At 72.0% G+C, this 15,954-nt stretch carries 17 protein-coding genes and 1 tRNA gene; 7 read left to right on the forward strand and 11 right to left on the reverse strand.

What is annotated here, in order from left to right; all coding sequences use genetic code 11:
- Positions 1–379 precede the first annotated feature (379 nt).
- A complete protein-coding gene (locus AOM04_RS12630) occupies positions 380–1,057 on the forward strand; it encodes an AMIN-like domain-containing (lipo)protein (protein ID WP_062465155.1) in 678 nt (225 codons plus the stop codon).
- Between the two features lie 23 nt (positions 1,058–1,080).
- Here the strand turns inward: AOM04_RS12630 and AOM04_RS12635 are convergent, their stop codons facing one another.
- A complete protein-coding gene (locus tag AOM04_RS12635) occupies positions 1,081–2,751 on the reverse strand; it encodes an ABC1 kinase family protein (protein ID WP_062465156.1) in 1,671 nt (556 codons plus the stop codon).
- 37 nt (positions 2,752–2,788) lie between these two features.
- A complete protein-coding gene (locus tag AOM04_RS12640; RefSeq protein ID WP_062465157.1) occupies positions 2,789–3,316 on the reverse strand; it encodes a PadR family transcriptional regulator in 528 nt (175 codons plus the stop codon).
- Between the two features lie 334 nt (positions 3,317–3,650).
- On the opposite strand from AOM04_RS12640, the gene AOM04_RS12645 reads away from it, so the two are divergent.
- A complete protein-coding gene (locus tag AOM04_RS12645; RefSeq protein WP_062465158.1) occupies positions 3,651–4,265 on the forward strand; it encodes a hypothetical protein in 615 nt (204 codons plus the stop codon).
- A gap of 4 nt (positions 4,266–4,269) precedes the next feature.
- Here AOM04_RS12645 and AOM04_RS12650 read toward each other — a convergent pair whose 3' ends face one another.
- Complete coding sequence (locus tag AOM04_RS12650) at positions 4,270–4,707, reverse strand: DUF2871 domain-containing protein (RefSeq protein ID WP_062465159.1); 438 nt, start codon at positions 4,705–4,707, stop codon at positions 4,270–4,272.
- A 120-nt stretch (positions 4,708–4,827) separates the two neighbouring features.
- On the opposite strand from AOM04_RS12650, the gene AOM04_RS12655 reads away from it, so the two are divergent.
- The 4 genes from AOM04_RS12655 to AOM04_RS12670 all read left to right on the forward strand — a co-directional run bounded on the left by AOM04_RS12655 (position 4,828) and on the right by AOM04_RS12670 (position 6,909).
- Positions 4,828–5,250, forward strand: coding sequence for a hypothetical protein (locus tag AOM04_RS12655; RefSeq protein WP_062465160.1), 423 nt, complete (start codon positions 4,828–4,830; stop codon positions 5,248–5,250).
- A 93-nt stretch (positions 5,251–5,343) separates the two neighbouring features.
- A complete protein-coding gene (locus AOM04_RS12660) occupies positions 5,344–5,970 on the forward strand; it encodes a CueP family metal-binding protein (protein ID WP_082104650.1) in 627 nt (208 codons plus the stop codon).
- 106 nt (positions 5,971–6,076) lie between these two features.
- The gene (locus tag AOM04_RS12665) at positions 6,077–6,346 is read left to right on the forward strand and encodes an SHOCT domain-containing protein (protein WP_062465161.1); all 270 of its coding nucleotides are present in this window, start codon (positions 6,077–6,079) and stop codon (positions 6,344–6,346) included.
- Positions 6,343–6,909, forward strand: coding sequence for a sulfocyanin-like copper-binding protein (locus AOM04_RS12670; RefSeq protein WP_062465162.1), 567 nt, complete (start codon positions 6,343–6,345; stop codon positions 6,907–6,909). Before AOM04_RS12665 ends, AOM04_RS12670 begins: the two co-directional genes overlap by 4 nt.
- Positions 6,910–7,094: 185 nt before the next feature.
- Here AOM04_RS12670 and AOM04_RS12675 read toward each other — a convergent pair.
- The 5 genes from AOM04_RS12675 to AOM04_RS12695 all read right to left on the reverse strand — a co-directional run bounded on the left by AOM04_RS12675 (position 7,095) and on the right by AOM04_RS12695 (position 11,131).
- A tRNA-Thr gene (locus tag AOM04_RS12675) sits at positions 7,095–7,170 on the reverse strand.
- A gap of 62 nt (positions 7,171–7,232) precedes the next feature.
- Positions 7,233–8,783 (reverse strand): alpha/beta hydrolase, encoded by a 1,551-nt coding sequence (locus AOM04_RS12680; RefSeq protein WP_062465163.1) that lies wholly within the window; start codon positions 8,781–8,783, stop codon positions 7,233–7,235.
- A gap of 9 nt (positions 8,784–8,792) precedes the next feature.
- Positions 8,793–9,941, reverse strand: coding sequence for a DNA polymerase III subunit delta' (locus AOM04_RS12685; RefSeq protein WP_062465371.1), 1,149 nt, complete (start codon positions 9,939–9,941; stop codon positions 8,793–8,795).
- Positions 9,938–10,630, reverse strand: a complete 693-nt coding sequence (gene tmk, locus AOM04_RS12690) for a dTMP kinase (protein WP_062465164.1) — start codon at positions 10,628–10,630, stop codon at positions 9,938–9,940. The genes AOM04_RS12685 and tmk overlap by 4 nt, the downstream gene beginning before the upstream one ends.
- A 126-nt stretch (positions 10,631–10,756) precedes the next feature.
- Positions 10,757–11,131, reverse strand: coding sequence for a hypothetical protein (locus AOM04_RS12695; RefSeq protein ID WP_156160746.1), 375 nt, complete (start codon positions 11,129–11,131; stop codon positions 10,757–10,759).
- Here AOM04_RS12695 and AOM04_RS12700 point away from each other — a divergent pair.
- Positions 11,121–11,780: a hypothetical protein gene (locus AOM04_RS12700; RefSeq protein ID WP_156160747.1), complete on the forward strand. Its 660-nt coding sequence runs from the start codon at positions 11,121–11,123 to the stop codon at positions 11,778–11,780. The genes AOM04_RS12695 and AOM04_RS12700 overlap by 11 nt on opposite strands.
- 83 nt (positions 11,781–11,863) lie before the next feature.
- Here the strand turns inward: AOM04_RS12700 and AOM04_RS12705 are convergent, their stop codons facing one another.
- Genes AOM04_RS12705 through topA form a run of 3 tightly spaced genes read right to left on the reverse strand, consistent with a single transcriptional unit; the run spans position 11,864 to position 15,815 of the window.
- Complete coding sequence (locus AOM04_RS12705; RefSeq protein WP_062465167.1) at positions 11,864–12,859, reverse strand: Gfo/Idh/MocA family protein; 996 nt, start codon at positions 12,857–12,859, stop codon at positions 11,864–11,866.
- 52 nt (positions 12,860–12,911) lie between these two features.
- Positions 12,912–13,151: a hypothetical protein gene (locus AOM04_RS12710; RefSeq protein WP_062465168.1), complete on the reverse strand. Its 240-nt coding sequence runs from the start codon at positions 13,149–13,151 to the stop codon at positions 12,912–12,914.
- Positions 13,152–13,154: 3 nt separating this feature from the next.
- Positions 13,155–15,815 (reverse strand): type I DNA topoisomerase, encoded by a 2,661-nt coding sequence (gene topA, locus AOM04_RS12715; RefSeq protein ID WP_062465169.1) that lies wholly within the window; start codon positions 15,813–15,815, stop codon positions 13,155–13,157.
- Positions 15,816–15,954: the final 139 nt, after the last annotated feature.

Consider the following 15,954-nt stretch of genomic DNA (forward strand, 5'->3'; position numbering starts at 1 on the left):
TCGATTTCACCCTGTCAAATCCTTAGCTTTAGCTTCGGAATTGAATTCAGGGCTTCATCATCGAGAGCCAGCCAGTGATCCTACCGTGTGGTGCGGGGCACGAATGCCCGCCGCTTCCATCGGATCGTGTCGCCGGGGCGTCTCCTGCGGGGCCTTGTTCAGTCCCTGCCTGGCGCGTTCCTTGCGGCGACAGGTGAAAACATTACGCACCCCGTGCGCCAGGGTCAAATCGTGGTGATCTCGGGCGTGTCGCGGCGATCGCCCCTGGTATCGAGCCGGTTGGCCCACGTGCGCTGCCGCCGGCATCGCCTGGAGCCGCCGAAATTGCTCGACATTCTTTCGCCGGGCGCTCCTCGGGCACCCGGCGTAGCGTCGAGGCATGCGTGCAGGCTGGCGGTGGTCCGCCGCGGTGATCGTGACCGCGGCCCTGCTCACCGGGTGTTCGTCGACCCCCGGACCCGTCGAGAGCCGGACGCCCTCGGCGGTGGCGTCCGCTTCCCCCACCCCAGCGCCCTCACCGACCGCGACCCCCACCCCGGCCACCACCGCATCGTCCGGCGGCGCCTCCGCATGCGAGGGCTTCGGCACCGCGGACGCCTCCACCTCCTCGGCCGACTGGTCGAGCCAGCTCCGCACCGCCCCCGGCGAGGCGCTGTGGGGGGTGACCATGCGCGTCGGCACGCACGACTGCTACGACCGCTGGGTCTTCGAGCTCACCGGCCCCGGGAGCATGCCCGGCTGGTCCGTGACCCCCATCGCGGCGAGCACCTTCCCCGGGGACGGCAGCGGCGAGGACTTCTCGCCCGACCTCCAGGGCGGCGCATCCCTCGACGTCGCGTTCGGGGCATGGTTCGACGGCAGCCGGATCGACCACGCCCCCTACAAGGGCCCGCGGCAGATCCTCACCGGCGCCTTCCCCGCGATCCAGGAGGCGCGCATCGTGGGCGCGTTCGAGGGCATCACGCACGTGGGGATCGGGCTGGACAAGGCCCGCCCCTACAAGGTGACGTGGCTGACGGACCCGAAGCGGCTCGTGATCGACATCTTCACGGGCTGACCGGCCTGCGGTCGGCGCAAGCCTCAGCGCCCGCCCCGGCGCGCGAACACCACGTGCGCGAGCGGCAGCAGGGATCCGAGCATGAGCGCGATGCCGCTGCCCGCATCGTCCGCATGGAGCCGGGCCCCCGCGACGAGCATCGCGCAGAAGATCAGAGCCGACACGAGCCGGCGTGCGGTCGCCTCGACACGCGAGATAACGCTCTCGAGCTGCGGCACGGTGACCGCGACGCTCCCGTTCTCCACCTTGCCGAGCACGGCGTCGAGGCGCTTGGGCAGACGCCACGCGATGCCGGCGAGGTCCACGACGTCGCGCGCGGCGTGCCGGACCACGTTCGACCCCTCGTCCTTGAGCAGCTGCTGCGCGTACGGCTCCACCGAGTCCCAGATGTTGTAGCGCGGGTCGAGCGAGCTGCACAGCCCCGACGTGAGCGACACCGCCCGGATGATGAGGAGGAAGTTCTCGGGCAGCTGGAACGGCAGCGTGAGCATGACGTCGCTGAACTCGAGCGCGAAGTCGCGGAACTCCCGCGGGTCCACCTCGCGCAGCTGCGCGAAGCCCATCCCCCCGAAGCGGGCGAACAGCTGCGTCATCACGCGTTCGAGCTCGTCGGTGTCGGCGTACGGGAGCAGGACCCCCGCATCGTGCATCGCGCGCACCATTCCGCGGCCGTCGCGCGACGCCGCGGCGATCACCACGGCACGCAGCGCGACGCGGAGGCGATCGGGGACGGTGCCCATCATCCCGAAGTCGACGAACGTGAGCCGCCACGGCCCACCGTCCTCGCCCGGGGCGACGAACAGGTTGCCGGGGTGCGGGTCGGCGTGGAAGAAGCTGTGCCGGAACAGCTGGTCGAGCATCACCTCGGCGAACACCTTCGCGACCTCGCCGGGCGCGATGCCGGCCGCGCGGATGGCGTCGACGTCGGTGATCTTGATCGCGGTGACGTCCTCGAGGGTGAGGACCCGGCGCGTGGCGCGCTCCCACACGACCGCGGGGACCCGGACGCGCGCATCGTCCGCGAACGATGCGGCGAAGCGCTCGGCGTTCGCGGCCTCGTGGAGGTAGTCGATCTCCTCGAGGCTGGCCTCCGCGAACTCCTCGATGAGCGCGGGCATGTCGACCCGGTGGGACACGACGCGCAGGCGGGCGAGCCACACGGCGATGCGGCGGAGGGCCGCGAGGTCGACCTCGACGATGTGCGCGATGCCTGGGCGCTGCACCTTGACGACGACCGCGTCGAAGCCGACGTCGCGCGCATCGTCCGGCGCGAGCAGCGCACGATGCGCCTGGCCCAGCGAGGCGGCGGCGACCGGGACCTCGTCGAAGGCCGCGTAGACCTGCGCGAGCGGGACGCCCAGCTCCGCTTCCGCGAGCGCGCGGATCTGCTCGAAGGGCACGGCGGGGACCTCGTCCTGGAGGTCCTCGAGCTCCTTGGTGATCTCGGGCGGCAGGACGTCGAGGCGCGTCGACATGAACTGGCCCAGCTTGATCATGAGGCCGCCGAGCTCGACCGCGAGGATGCGGAAGCGGCGAGCGAACGTGTGCATGCGCGCGGCGCGCGTGCGCTCGGTGACGCGGCGGAAGCCGAGGCGCGGGATGAAGAGCTCGTACCACCACGTCACGACGAGGTGGCGCGCGGCGAAGCGCAGGATGCGTCGGTAGCGGGCGCGTCCGGACGTGACGTCGGGCATCGAATCTCCTAGTTCCCGACGGTTCGGCGGAGGTCCGTCAGGCTTGCGCGAGGATCGAGTAGATCTTACGTCGCGCCGTGTCGAGGGCCTCGGCGGCCTCCTTCTGCTGCTCGGGGGTGCCCGCACGCGCGACCTGCGCCGCGGCCTGCGCGAGCTCGAAGCCGGCGCGCGGGACCGGGCCGATGTGGCCGGCCTCGGCGGTCGACGTCGGCGCCCACGGGGCGTCCTTCGCGGCCTCGGCCGCGTCGAAGCGGCCCTCGTCGGTGAGCGCGTAGACCTTGCGGTCGTCCGTGATCTCCGCGGAGACGAGACCCTCGTCGGCGAGCAGCTGCAGGGTCGGGTAGACCGAGCCCGCGCTGGGCCTCCATCGGCCGCCCGTGCGCGCCTCGATCTCGCGGATGATCTGGTAGCCGTGCATCGGCCCCTCGTCGAGCAGCGCGAGGATCGCGGTGCGGACGTCGCCGCGGCCCATCCGGGAGCCCACGCGCTTCTCGAAGCCCGACCTCAGCTGGTCCATGGCGTCCCACATCGCGTCGACGGGGTTGGTGTCCTTGAAGCCGCCCATGATGCCCTCCTGGCATTCTCGACGATGGTGAGCGATACATCGTTCAGTGTCGCCCGGGTGGGCGCGGGGCGCAAGGGGTGGGGACGATGCGGGGCGTGGGTTGCGCGTCGGCCCCCCGGCCGCGCTCCACACGAAATCTGCACCTCTCGGCGTCCACGTCGGTGTTCGCGACGCGAGTTGCATCGGATGGCGGCGTTGCTCCGACGCTCGTGTGGGGCGCGGTCAGGGGGCGGCGGGCCGCCGGCGCTTGCACCCGGGCGTCGTCGGCCGGAAGATCTCCTTATCGGCGGTCGGGCCCGGGATTACCGACCCCGCATCCAGATCCGAGCCCCGAATGAACGGATACTCCGGCGCCGCATCGACCTGGCGGCTCGCGACGGTCGGCACCATCGCCGGCGTCGCGTGGGCCGCGTCCCTGCGCTCCTACATGTGGCAGATCGGCACGGATCACGACGTGACCTGGGCGGGGACGTTCTACGCGATCCTCGCCTCGGGCGGCACGGCCGGCGCCCTTCTCGGGTGGGCCGAGGCGCGGCGGCGCGCCGGACGCACGGCGCGGCTGCGCTGGTTCGCGCTCGCGCCGTTCACGTTCGCGGTCTTCACCATGTCGCTCCCGGGCCAGCTCGCGGCGCTCTTCCAGAACGGGCTCGGCGGCGGCGCCATCGGCGTGCCGATGCTCGCGGTGCTCGGGGGATTCGCGCTCGGCACCACCGGTCCGAGGTGGGCGCGCATCGTGTCCGGCGTGCTCGCCGTCGCCTTCACCGCCGGCATCGTGGCGACCGTGCCGACCGTCGGCGGCTACCTGCTCGCGCTGAACACGCCGCGGGGCCTGTGGACGGCGATCCTGGTGGGCACCCTCATGATCCTCGCGGCCCTCGCGTCGAGCATCCCGTTCCGGCCGCTCCCGGCACCCCCGGATCCCCCGGCCGCGAGCGCGACCGGGGGGTGAGGCGTCAGGCCGCGGGCACCGCGGCACCCGCGACGCGATCACGCGCGAGCGCCTTGCCGAGCGCGAGGAACAGGAGCACGAACGCCGCCGTCATCGTCATGTGCCCCAGGCCCGCCATGCCGGCGATCATCGGGGTCGACTCCTTGCCGAGGACGGTGAGCGTGCCGTGCCAGGTCATCATCGCGGCGGTGACCACGAGCGCGATGTTGTAGGTCCAGAAGAACCAGCCGTACAGGCGGCTGTCGGACAGGCGGAAGACCTTCTCGAGCATGAGCACGATGAGCAGCACGAGCGTGCCGAGCGCGAGGAGGTGCGTGTGCACGCCGCTGAGCATGGTCTGCCCGTTCTCGAAGTCGTGCGCGACGGTGAGCTCGCGGTAGTACAGGCCCGAGGCGAGGCCGGCGATCGCGTAGGCGAAGGCGGCGGTGAACAGTCTCTGCATGGGGTCCCTCCGGGGATTTATCGACAGTGGCGTCGGCATCTTATCAACATCAGTGTCGATAACATCGCGGGCCACACGCCCCGGGCGCCGCCGGGCCGCGGCCACCTAGGCTGGCGCTCGATGACACGCATGCACGCGCGACGCCGACGTCCGCGCCGTCCGGTGTGGGCGCGCTCCCCGGTGCTCGGCGTGGTGCTCGCCGTGCTCGCGGTCGCGGGGGCGGCGGTCCACCACGGCGCGGCGGCGCACCCGACGATGCCGGGGCTGCCCGCGGCCGTCGCCTCCCCTGCGACCATGAGCGCCGGAGTCGATGCGCACCCGACGCACCCAGGCGCCTCGTGCGACGGCTGCGGCGCCGCGGGCGTCGGCGCGATGGTCGCGTGCGCGACCGCGGCCATGCTCCTCGTGATGGTCGCGACGCCGCGGATCCGGCCGCGGGCGCGCGCGTCCGTGGCGCACCACCGGCGCGAGGCCCCCGCCGCGACGCCCCTATGGATGCCGCGCACCCCCGACCTGCGCCTCCTCGGGATCAGCCGGACGTGAGGACACCAGGGGTCGGGCAGCAGCCCACCCCTCCGCGGCCACCGGCGCGCCGCCGATGCCGTGCGCCCCCTCACGTTCACCCGAAGGATCCTCATGTCTCACCGCACCCTGCCCCGCACCCCCGCACGGCTCGCCGTGGCGGCCCTGACGCTCGGCTCGGCGCTCGCGCTCGCCGCGTGCTCCCCCGGCACCGCGGAAGGCGACCCGACCGCCGCGGCCACCGCCGCATCGTCCACCGACGCCGTCCTGGCCCAGGCCGGGCTGGACGGCATGGACGCCCGACAGATCATCGACACGCTCGACGCGACGCCGCTCGCGGACCGCTCCGTCGAGCTCACCGCGTCGATCCGGCCGGACGAGCTGCTGCTCACCACCACCGACGAGACCCAGGTGTCGCTGCCGATGCCCGACGACGCGTTCTACGTGTCGTTCGCGCCCTACGAGAACGACACCCACGACTGCTACTACCACTCCCTCACCACGTGCACCGGCGAGCTGCAGGGCGAGGACGTGCACGTGACCGTCACCGACGACGCGACCGGCGAGACGCTGGTCGACGAGACCCGCACCACGTTCGACAACGGGTTCGTGGGCCTGTGGCTGCCGCGCGACATCGACGCGACGGTGACGGTCGAGCACGACGGGCTGTCCGCGACGCAGGGGATCTCGACGTCCCACTCGGACGACGTCACCTGCGTCACCACGATGAAGCTCACCTGAGCACTGCGCAGCCCGCGCGCTTCATGATCTCTTCACACTTTCGCGGGTCCTGCCTTCACACCGCCGTCGCAGGCTGGAGGCAGGAACCCGCGGAAGGAGAACGATCATGATGGGTGGGTACGGCGCCGGGATGACCGGCATCGGATGGCTCGGGATGGGCCTGTTCTGGATCGCGCTGATCGCGCTGATCGTGTGGCTGGTGGTCCGGCTCGCGTCGGGCGACGGCCGGCCTCAGGCGCCCGCGGCGGCACCGCCGGCGTCGCGCGAGACCGCGCTCGAGATCCTCGACCGTCGGCTCGCGCACGGCGAGATCGACGTCGACACGTATCGAGCCTCGCGCGACGCGCTGCGCGAGCCCGGAGGTGAGCAGCGATGACTGCGCGGGAGCGGGGCTGGACGGTCGCGGCGCTCGTCGCCGCGGTGGCGGCGCTCGTCGTGTCGTTCGCGTGGGCGCTCGGGGGCGGGCCCGCCTCGCCCCTGTCGATGCACGATGCGCGCGTCACCTCCGGCGGCAGCGCGGCACGCATCGCGGACGATGCGCCGCCCGGCACGGTGGTCGACGTGTACGCGATGGACATGGGGGGCCGCGGGATGATGGGCGGCCGCATGATGCTGCGCTCCTCGACCACGCATGTCGACGCCGGGACGGTGACGCTGCGCCTCGTCAACGAGGGCACGGTGGACCACGAGCTCGTGGTGCTGCCGCTGGCGGACGGGGCGTCCGTCGGCCAGCGCTCGGTCTCCGCCGAGGGGACCGTCGACGAGTCGGACAGCCTGGGCGAGGCCTCCGCGACCGATGCGGCGGGCGCCGGCGACGGCATCGCGCCCGGTGCGAGCGGCTGGGTCACGCTCGACCTGGCCCCGGGGCGCTACGAGCTGGTCTGCAACATCGAGGGGCACTATGCCGCGGGGATGCGGGCGCTGCTCGTGGTCGACTGACGGCCGGGCGGCGCGGCGCATCGTCCGCCGCCGCTCGGCGCCGCGCCGCCTGCTTCCTGGTAGGTGCTCAGTGCCCGAAGTCGCGAGAAACGGGCACTGAGCACCTTCCAGCGCGCGGCGGTCGGCGAACCCAGCGCGCCGGCAACGCGAAAGGCCCCGATCCTCACGGACCGGGGCCTCCTCGATGGAGCCGCCTGTGGGAATCGAACCCACGACCTATTCATTACGAGTGAATCGCTCTGCCGACTGAGCTAAGGCGGCGGATGCCCCTTGCGGGACACCGAGCGCACCCCCAAGGGGGCACGGCTATGAATGATAGCGCCTCAGCAGCGCTTTCCTGAAACCGGCATCGTCCCGTCCACGAGGTAGCCGTCGACGGCGTCGAGGATGCAGGAGTTCGAGCGGCCGTACGCGGTGTGCCCCTCCCCCTGGTAGGTCAGCAGCGTCGAGCTCGCGAGCTGCTGCGACAGCGACTCCGCCCACGCGTACGGCGTCGCGGGATCGTCGGTGGTGCCGACGACCAGGATGGGTGCGGCGCCGTCCGCCGCCTCGAGCGACGTGACGGGATCCTTGGCCCGCCACGGCCAGCCGTCGCAGCCCACCGACGACGCGAACCACCAGCCGAACGTCGGCGACGCCTTCTCCAGCTTGGTGCGGAACGCGTCGAGCGAGTCGACCGTGAGCTCCGGGGTCTTGCCGGCGTCGAGGCAGCCGATCGCCGTGAACGCCCACTGCGAGTTCGACAGGTAGTCGCCCGTGCTCGGGTCCTTGTCCAGGTAGAACCCCGCCAGCTGGTAGAAGATGCTGGCCGTGCCCTGGGTCAGCACCTCCTTGAGGCCCAGCTCGAGGTACTGCCAGGAGTTCTCGTCGTACATCGTCACGACCATGCCGTAGACCATGAGGTTGCCGTTCACCTCGACGCCGGCGGTCGCCTGGTACCCGGTGTCGCGCGCGTGGAGCGCGATGTCCTGGATCTGTCGGCGCGCCTGCTCCGGGTCGGACGCGAGCGGGCAGCCGTCCTGCTTCTCGCACCACGCGATGAAGTTCATGAGCGCACCCTCGAAGCCCTGCGCCTGGCCCACGGCCTGGTCCTCGACGGGGAGGGTGAAGTCCACGGCGCCGTCGAGCACCATCCGGCCCACGTTCTGCGGGTACAGCTCCGCATAGGTGGCTCCCAGCTGGGTGCCGTAGGAGAAGCCCAGGTAGTGGAGCTGATCGTCGCCGAGCACGGCACGGATGACGTCCATGTCGCGCGCGGCGGACGTGGTGTCGACGTTCTCGACCAGCGCCCCCGACAGCTCCTTGCAGCGCTCCGCGAACAGCGTGTTGGTCTCGCGCGCGGCGTCGATCTGCTTCTGCGTGTCGAGCGTGAGATCGGTGAGGTAGTACGCGTCGATCTCGGCGGTGTCGCCGCACTTGAGCGGCGTCGACTTGCCCACGCCGCGCGGGTCGAAGCCGACCACGTCGTACGCCTTGAGCACGTCCTTGCCCGCCATCGAGACGAACGACTCGGTGAGGTCCAGCCCGCTGCCGCCCGGGCCGCCGGGGTTGATGAGCAGGCTGCCGATGCGCTTGGCCTGATCGGTCGCGGGGTGGCGGTTGATCGCGAGGTCGATGGTGTCGCCCGACGGGTCGGTCCAGTCGAGCGGGACCTGCAGGGTCGCGCACTCGAGGTCGCCGCAGGTGCTCCAGCTCACCGTCTGGGAGTAGACGGCCGCGTCCTCGCCGCTCGTCGGCGCTGTCACCGCGGGCGCGTTGGAGGCGGACGCGGTGACGGACGGGTTGTCGGGCGCGACCTGGTCCTTGGGCGTGCAGGCCGTCAGCAGGGACGATGCGACGAGGAGGGCGGCGACGGCGGCGAGACGGCGACTCATGGCGCCACCCTAGCGACGCGCGGCGGTGCGCGGCCGAAGATCGAGCGCCATCGCCTCGACGGCGAGCAGCGGCGCGACGTTGCCGGCCAGGCGCTCGCGGGCGGTGCCGAGCGCGTCCAGGCAGCGCAGCGTGTCCGCGAGCGTGGTGCGCGACGCGAGGTCGCGCACATGCCCCTCGTGCGCGGTGTTGACCATCGCGACGCCCGCGCCGGTCTGCGCGATCACGACGTCGCGGTACAGCGACATGAGGTCCGTGATGGCGCGGTCGAGGACGTCGCGCTTGTGGCGCGTGGCGCGGCGCTTCTGGTTCTCCTCGAGCTGGCGCAGCTGGGCGCGCAGCGCGGGCGGGACCCGGCCACCCTCCTCCATGCCCAGCGTGGCCATGAGCTGCGCCTTCTCCTCGGCGTCGCGCTCCTCGGTGGCGGCCTTCGCATCGGCGTCGGCGACCTCCACCAGGTCGGCGGCCGCGAAGATCGCGTCGCCCACGCCGCGGATGTCGGTGGCGAGCGCGAGCACCTGGTCGCGGCGCGCGCGGGCGTCGGGGTCGCGGGCGAGGCGCCGCGCGACGCCGATGTGGCTCTGCGCGGCGCGGGCGCACTCGAGCGCGAGGCCCGGCTCGGTGCCGTCGCGTGCGGTGAGCAGGCGTGCGACGTCCTCCGGGTCGGGGGTCCGCAGGCCGACGATGCGGCAGCGGCTGCGGATGGTGACCGCCACGTCCTGAGGGCTGGGCGCGCACAGCACCCAGACGGTGCGGGCGGGCGGCTCCTCGATGGACTTGAGCAGCACGTTCGAGGTGCGCTCGGTCATGCGGTCCGCGTCCTCGACCACGATGACGCGCCAGCGGCCCCGGCTGGGCGCGGTGGCGGCGAGGCCGATGAGGTCGCGGACCTCGTCGATCGCGATGGTGACCTTCTCCGTGGCGACGAGCGTGACGTCGGCGTGCGTGCCCGACAGCGCGGTGGTGCACTCGCGGCACTCGCCGCAGCCGCCGCGCTCGCACTGGAGCGCGGCCGCGAAGGCGCGCGCCGCGTACGACCGCCCGGAGCCCGGCGGCCCGGTGATCAGCCACGCGTGCGTCATCGAGCCTGGGTCGTCGATCGCCGCGCGGAGCGGGCCGATCGCGTGGTGCTGGCCGACCACCTGCTCCCAGACGGTCACGGCGTCCCCCACGGCTCGATGCGGGGGGCCTCGTGCGCGGGCCCCGCCGCGGCATCGGCCTCGCGGGCCGCCTTCGCGGCGACGATGCGCAGCACGGCATCGAGCACGTCCACATGGACCGCCTCGCGCGGCCGTGCGGCGTCGACCACGGCGTAGCGCTCGGGGGCGAGGGCAGCGCGCGCGAGGAAGCCCTCGCGCATCTGAGCGGCCTTGGCGATGGTCTCGCGCTCGACGCGGTCGAGGTCGCGGCTCATCCGCGCAGGGTCGGGCTCCATGTCGAGCACCACGGTGAGGTCGGGCAGCAGGTCCTCGGTGGCCCACATCGAGATGCGCTCCACCTCGTCGCCGAGGCCGCGCGCACCGCCCTGGTAGACCACCGACGAGTCGAGGTAGCGGTCCTGGAGCACCACGGCGCCCTGAGCGAGGGCGGGGCGCACCTTGGTGGCGATGTGGTGGGCGCGGTCCGCCGCGTAGAGCAGCGCCTCCGCGCGCGGGGCGACGTGGTCGCCGTGCATGATCGCCTGGCGCAGCTCGACGCCCAGCGGGGTGCCGCCGGGCTCGCGGGTGACGATCACCTCGCGCGCCCCGCCCGCGGCCGAGCGCAGGTACGCCGCGAGAAGGTCGACCTGCGTGGTCTTGCCCACGCCGTCGGCCCCCTCGAACACCACCCAGAAGCCAGGGAACACCATGGGTCGAATCTACCGGGAGGGTGGGACGTCGCCTCGCCGCGCGTGGCGAGGGCGGGGCGGCACGTGACCTTCGCCTCATTGCGGCACGCGGTGCAGAGCTCTAGAGTCTCGGCACCCGGAGTCGCGTCAGCGCCGATGAGGCCCGGCCATCCATGATCCTGAGGGGAACCCCGTGCACGCACGCACCGTCCTGACCGCGGCCTCCGCGGTCGCCACCGTCGCCCTCGTGGGCGCGGTCACCGCCACCACGGCCCAGGCCGTGCCGAGCCCGTCGGCGACCCCGTCGGCCACGACGTCGCCGTCGGTGACCCCGTCACCCTCGGTCACCCCCTCGCCGTCCGTGACGCCGTCCCCCTCCGTCACCCCCTCGGCCTCACCCGAGCCGTCGGTGACGCCCTCCGCGACGCCGGAGCCCTCCGCCACGCCGTCCCCGTCCGCGGACCCGAAGCCACCGGCCGATCCCTCGACCGAGATCCACGCGGCGATCCTCATGCTGCTCATGGGCCGCCTCGACGGCGAGGACCTGCCCATGAAGATGTTCGTCGTCGACGACGTGGTCGTGGGCGACGGCCCCGAGCTCACCGCCGCCGACCTCGACCCTTCCCTGGTCTCGGGCGACATGTGCGGGGACATCGCGGTGGACATCGACCTTGCGGCGAGCACCGCGACCGTCACGGGTGCGGGCGACGACTGCGGCGTGACCTTCGCGGACCTCGCGGTGCTCTTCTTCAACGGCCCCGTGCTCGAGTCCGCCACGCTCGTGAGCGACGGGCTGGTCGACGACCCGTCGTGGTTCCAGAGCGTCGACGCTTACGGCTACGGGTTCGACGCGCTGTGGGCCGACCCGGCCCTGCTCGCCGCGCTCGCCGACCCGTCCGCCCTCGACGATGACGCCCCGCCGCCGAGCCTGGCCGATCCCGCGCGCCTGGGCGGCTCCTCGGTGTTCGCGCTGACGTTCGGCGACGCGCTCATCGAGGACATGGGTGACGGCTCGGACGGCGACGCCGGGTCCGGGTCCGGGTCCGGGTCAGGCTCGGGCGCGGGCGAAGGGGCCGAGGCCGCGATCGAGGGCGCGATCAAGGACGCTGCGGCTCAGAGCCACGCGGCCGCGGCCGCGGTCGTCGTCGCCTCCCCCACCTTCACCGGCTGAAGCCCACCGCATGCAGCGAGGGCCGCACCCGATCGGGTGCGGCCCTCGCTGCATGCTCGCCGGACGGGACCGGCGCATCGTCCCTAGCGCTCGTTCGGGAAGGCGACGCCGATCTGCGACCGGACCTCGTCCATGATCTCCATGATCTCGATGGACTGGTCGAGCGTGAGCAGGGGGCTCTCGGTGTCGCCGGCGTGGATGCGGCGGGCGACCTCGGCGGCCTCGAACTGGAAGCCGTTGGGCACGTCGCCGTCGTAGGTCCACGAGGTGCCGTCGAGGCGCGTGACGGTGAAGGACGTCGGCGCATAGAAGGTGTCGCGCACCTCGATGCGGCCCTCGGTGCCGCCGATGAGGGCGACGCACGCGGTGCGGGCCTCCATGGTGGTGGTGAGCGACGCCTGGGCGGAGGGGTAGTCGAAGATCATCGAGACCTGGCCGTCGACACCTGTCTCGAACAGCCGTCCGCGTGCCGTGATCGCGTCGGGCTTGCCGAGGATGTCGTAGGCGAACGAGATGGGGTACACGCCGAGGTCGAGCAGCGCGCCGCCGGCAAGCTCCGGGCGCCACATGCGCTCGATGTGCGCGATGGGCTGGCCGTGGTCGGCCTGGACGGACACCACGTCGCCGATCTCGCCGCGCGCGATCAGGTCGCGGATCGCGTGGACGTGCGGCAGGTGGCGCGTCCACATCGCCTCCATGACGAACACGCCCTTGGCGCGGGCGGCCGCGACCACCTCTCGCGCCTGCGCGGCGTTCTGCGTGAACGCCTTCTCGCAGAGCACGTGCTTGCCGGCCTCGATCGCGAGCAGCGCGTGCTCGTGGTGGTGGCTGTGCGGCGTGGCGACGTAGACGACGTCGACATCGGGATCGGCGAGAAGGGCCTCGTACGAGCCGTAGGCGGTCGGGATCCCGGCCTCGTCGGCGAAGGCCTGCGCCTTCGCCTCGTCGCGCGAGCCGACCGCGACCACGGTGGACGCGGTGTAGCGCGTGACGGCGTCGGCGAGCTTGCGGGCGATGCCGCCGGCGCCGAGGATTCCCCAGCGGACGGCGGGCGCGGACATGGGCAGCGGTGCACTCATGGGCCCAGCATAGGGTCACGATGCGCCGGCCGAGCGGGCAGGCGCGGTGGCGCTAGAGGTCGCCCTTGCGCGGCGGGAAGCGTCCCGCGAGCAGCCCGCCGACGAACGCGATCGCCGCGATGATGGGCACCGCCACCGGGAACGAGAAGCCGAGCACCGTCACGGAGCCGGAATCCACCGTCAGCGCGACCGCGCCGAATCCGAGGATGAGGCCCAGGTAGCCGAGCAGCTTGAGGTTCGGGTTGCCGCTCGATCCCTCGGGAGGCTGGGCGGGCTTCTTCTGCTCGGCCACGGCCTACTTCTTCTTCGCGCGGGTGGTGGCGGGCTTCTTGGCGGCGGTGCGGCGAGCCGGCTTCTTGGCCGGACCCTTCGCGCGCTTCTCCGCGAGCAGCTCGATCGCGCGCTCGGGCGTGAGCGCCTCGACCGAGGTGTCCTTCGGGATGGTCACGTTGGTGACGCCGTCGGTGATGTAGTCGCCGAAGCGGCCCGACTTCGCGACGATCGGCTTGCCCGACGTCGGGTCGTCACCGAACTCCTTGAGCGGCGGGGTCGCCGCGCGGCCCCGGCCACGCTTGGGCTGCGCGTAGATCGTGAGCGCCTCGTCGAGCGTGATGTCGAGCAGCTGCTGCTCGCTCTCGATCGTGCGCGAGTCGGTGCCCTTCTTGAGGTACGGGCCGAAGCGGCCGTTCTGCGCCGTGATCTCCTCGTTGGTCGCGGGGTCGACGCCCACGACGCGCGGCAGGCTCATCAGCTTGAGCGCCTGCTCGAGGGTGACGGTCTCAAGGTCCATCGTCTTGAACAGGCTCGCGGTCTTGGGGCGGCCCTTGGCGTCCTCCGGCAGCACCTCGGTCACGTAGGGGCCGAAGCGACCGGCCTTCGCGACGATGTCGAGCCCGGACTGCGGGTGCTGGCCCAGCACCCGCTCGTCGCCGCCCTGGTTCGCGAGCAGCTCCTCGGCCTTGGCGACCGTGAGCTCGTCGGGGGCGAGCTCGTCCGGCACGGAGGCCGTCTGCTTCTCACCCTCGACCTCGCGCTCGAGGTAGGGGCCGAACTTGCCGACGCGCAGCGCGATGCCCGAGCCGATCTCGAAGGTCGAGTTGGCGCGCGCGTCGATGTCGCCCAGGTCCTCGACCAGGCGCTTGAGGCCCTGGGAGCGACCCTCGTCGTCGGTCGCGCCGGAGCCGAAGTAGAAGGCGCTCAGCCAGTCGACGCGGGACAGGTCGCCCGAGGCGATCTTGTCGAGGTCCTCCTCCATGTCCGCCGTGAAGTCGTAGTCGATGAGCCACGCGAAGTGCTCCTCGAGCAGGCGGATCATCGCGAACGCGAGCCACGTGGGCACCAGCGCCTGCTTCTCGACGCGCACGTAGCCCTTGTCGATGATGACGTCGACCATCGCGGCGTACGTCGACGGGCGGCCCAGCTTGCGGTCCTCGAGCTCCTTGATCATGGAGCCCTGCGTGAAGCGCGGCGGCGGGGTGGTCGCGTGCGTGAGCGGCTCGATGCCGGACGCGTCGACCTTCTGGCCCTCGGCGACCACGGGCAGGCGGGACTCCTTCTCGACCTTCGCCTCGTCCTCCTCGTAGCGCGCCTTGTCGCGCGACTCCTCGTACAGGGCCATGAAGCCCGGCGCGGTGAGGATGGTGCCGGAGGCGGAGAACTCGACCGCGTGGTGCGCGGCCGTCGTCGCGCCGATGCGCACGGTCGAGGTGGTGCCCACCGCATCGGCCATCTGCGAGGCCAGGGTGCGCTTCCAGATCATCTCGTACATGCGGAACTCGTCGCCCGTGAGCTCGGCGCGGACCGAGTCGGGGGTGCGGAAGCTGTCGCCCGCCGGGCGGATCGCCTCGTGCGCCTCCTGCGCGTTCGAGTCCTGGGTCGCGTAGATGCGCGGGCTCGCCGCGACGGCGTCCGAGCCGTACAGCGCGGTCGCCTGCTTGCGCGCCGCGCGCACCGCCTCGCCGGACAGCCCCGGCGAGTCGGAACGCATGTAGGTGATGTAACCCTTCTGGTACAGCGCCTGCGCCACGCCCATCGCCTGGCGCGCGCCCAGGCGGAGCTTGCGGCTCGACTCCTGGATCAGCGTCGACGTGATGAACGGGGCCGCGGGGCGGCGCTTGTACGGGCGCGAGTCCACGCCCATGACGGAGAACGATGCCTCGGCCAGGCCCGCGGCCAGCGCGCCGGCGAGCGCGGCGGACAGGTGGGTCACCTTGCCGTTGGTGAGGGCGCCGCGGTCGTCGAAGTCCTTGCCGGTCGCGACGCGCTTGCCGTCGACGGAGGTGAGCTTGGCCTCGAAGCTGCGGCCCGCGTCCTTGCCCTCGGTCGCGGTGAAGACGCCCTTGAGGTCCCAGTACTCGGCGGACTGGAACGCCATGCGCTCCCGCTCGCGGTCCACCACCAGGCGCAGCGTCACGGACTGCACGCGGCCCGCCGACAGGCCCGACTGGATCTTGCGCCACAGCACCGGCGAGACCTCGTAGCCGTAGAGGCGGTCGAGGAGGCGGCGGGCCTCCTGCGCCTCGACGAGCTCCATGTCGACCTCGCGGGGGTTCTCGAGCGCGCGGCTGATGCCCTCGCGGGTGATCTCGTGGAACGCGAGACGCTTCACGGGGACCTTGGGCTTGAGGACGTCGAGCAGGTGCCAGGCGATCGCCTCCCCCTCGCGGTCCTCATCAGTCGCGAGGTAGAGCTCGTCGGCCTCCTTGAGGCGCTTCTTGATGTCGGCGACGATCTTCTTCTTGTCGGAGTTGACCACGTAGTACGGCTGGAAGCCGCCGTCGATGTCGATCGCGAACTTGCCGATGTCGGACTTCTTGAGCTCGGCGGGAAGGTCGGAGCGCTCGGCGAGGTCCCGGATGTGGCCCACGGACGACACCACGTCGTAGTCGGCGCCCAGGTAGCCGCCGATGGTGCGCGACTTGGTGGGCGACTCGACGATCACGAGCTTGCGGGCCATGGAACCTTCTCTCTGGGATTGCTCGCCCCGGCGGCTTCACCTGCCTGAGACGCACTCAATATACATATGGGGTCCGACGCGGCGGGCGGGACCTGGGGACAGGGGGACGATGCGGCGGTGAGGTATCCGCGCATCGTCC

This window comes from Demequina soli (genome assembly GCF_000971195.1).
Taxonomy (GTDB): Bacteria; Actinomycetota; Actinomycetes; order Actinomycetales; family Demequinaceae; genus Demequina; species Demequina soli.

Bases quoted from the DNA above. Each gene is read 5' to 3' on its own strand.
- AOM04_RS12670 (WP_062465162.1), top strand. From the start codon at position 6,343: ATGACTGCGCGGGAGCGGGGCTGGACGGTCGCGGCGCTCGTCGCCGCG.
- AOM04_RS12650 (WP_062465159.1), bottom strand. From the start codon at position 4,707: ATGCAGAGACTGTTCACCGCCGCCTTCGCCTACGCGATCGCCGGCCTC.
- topA (WP_062465169.1), bottom strand. From the start codon at position 15,815: ATGGCCCGCAAGCTCGTGATCGTCGAGTCGCCCACCAAGTCGCGCACC.
- AOM04_RS12705 (WP_062465167.1), bottom strand. From the start codon at position 12,859: ATGAGTGCACCGCTGCCCATGTCCGCGCCCGCCGTCCGCTGGGGAATC.
- AOM04_RS12640 (WP_062465157.1), bottom strand. From the start codon at position 3,316: ATGGGCGGCTTCAAGGACACCAACCCCGTCGACGCGATGTGGGACGCC.
- AOM04_RS12700 (WP_156160747.1), top strand. From the start codon at position 11,121: ATGCTGCTCATGGGCCGCCTCGACGGCGAGGACCTGCCCATGAAGATG.
- AOM04_RS12665 (WP_062465161.1), top strand. From the start codon at position 6,077: ATGATGGGTGGGTACGGCGCCGGGATGACCGGCATCGGATGGCTCGGG.
- AOM04_RS12695 (WP_156160746.1), bottom strand. From the start codon at position 11,131: ATGAGCAGCATGAGGATCGCCGCGTGGATCTCGGTCGAGGGATCGGCC.
- tmk (WP_062465164.1), bottom strand. From the start codon at position 10,630: ATGGTGTTCCCTGGCTTCTGGGTGGTGTTCGAGGGGGCCGACGGCGTG.
- AOM04_RS12630 (WP_062465155.1), top strand. From the start codon at position 380: ATGCGTGCAGGCTGGCGGTGGTCCGCCGCGGTGATCGTGACCGCGGCC.
- AOM04_RS12660 (WP_082104650.1), top strand. From the start codon at position 5,344: ATGTCTCACCGCACCCTGCCCCGCACCCCCGCACGGCTCGCCGTGGCG.
- AOM04_RS12655 (WP_062465160.1), top strand. From the start codon at position 4,828: ATGACACGCATGCACGCGCGACGCCGACGTCCGCGCCGTCCGGTGTGG.
- AOM04_RS12635 (WP_062465156.1), bottom strand. From the start codon at position 2,751: ATGCCCGACGTCACGTCCGGACGCGCCCGCTACCGACGCATCCTGCGC.
- AOM04_RS12645 (WP_062465158.1), top strand. From the start codon at position 3,651: ATGAACGGATACTCCGGCGCCGCATCGACCTGGCGGCTCGCGACGGTC.
- AOM04_RS12680 (WP_062465163.1), bottom strand. From the start codon at position 8,783: ATGAGTCGCCGTCTCGCCGCCGTCGCCGCCCTCCTCGTCGCATCGTCC.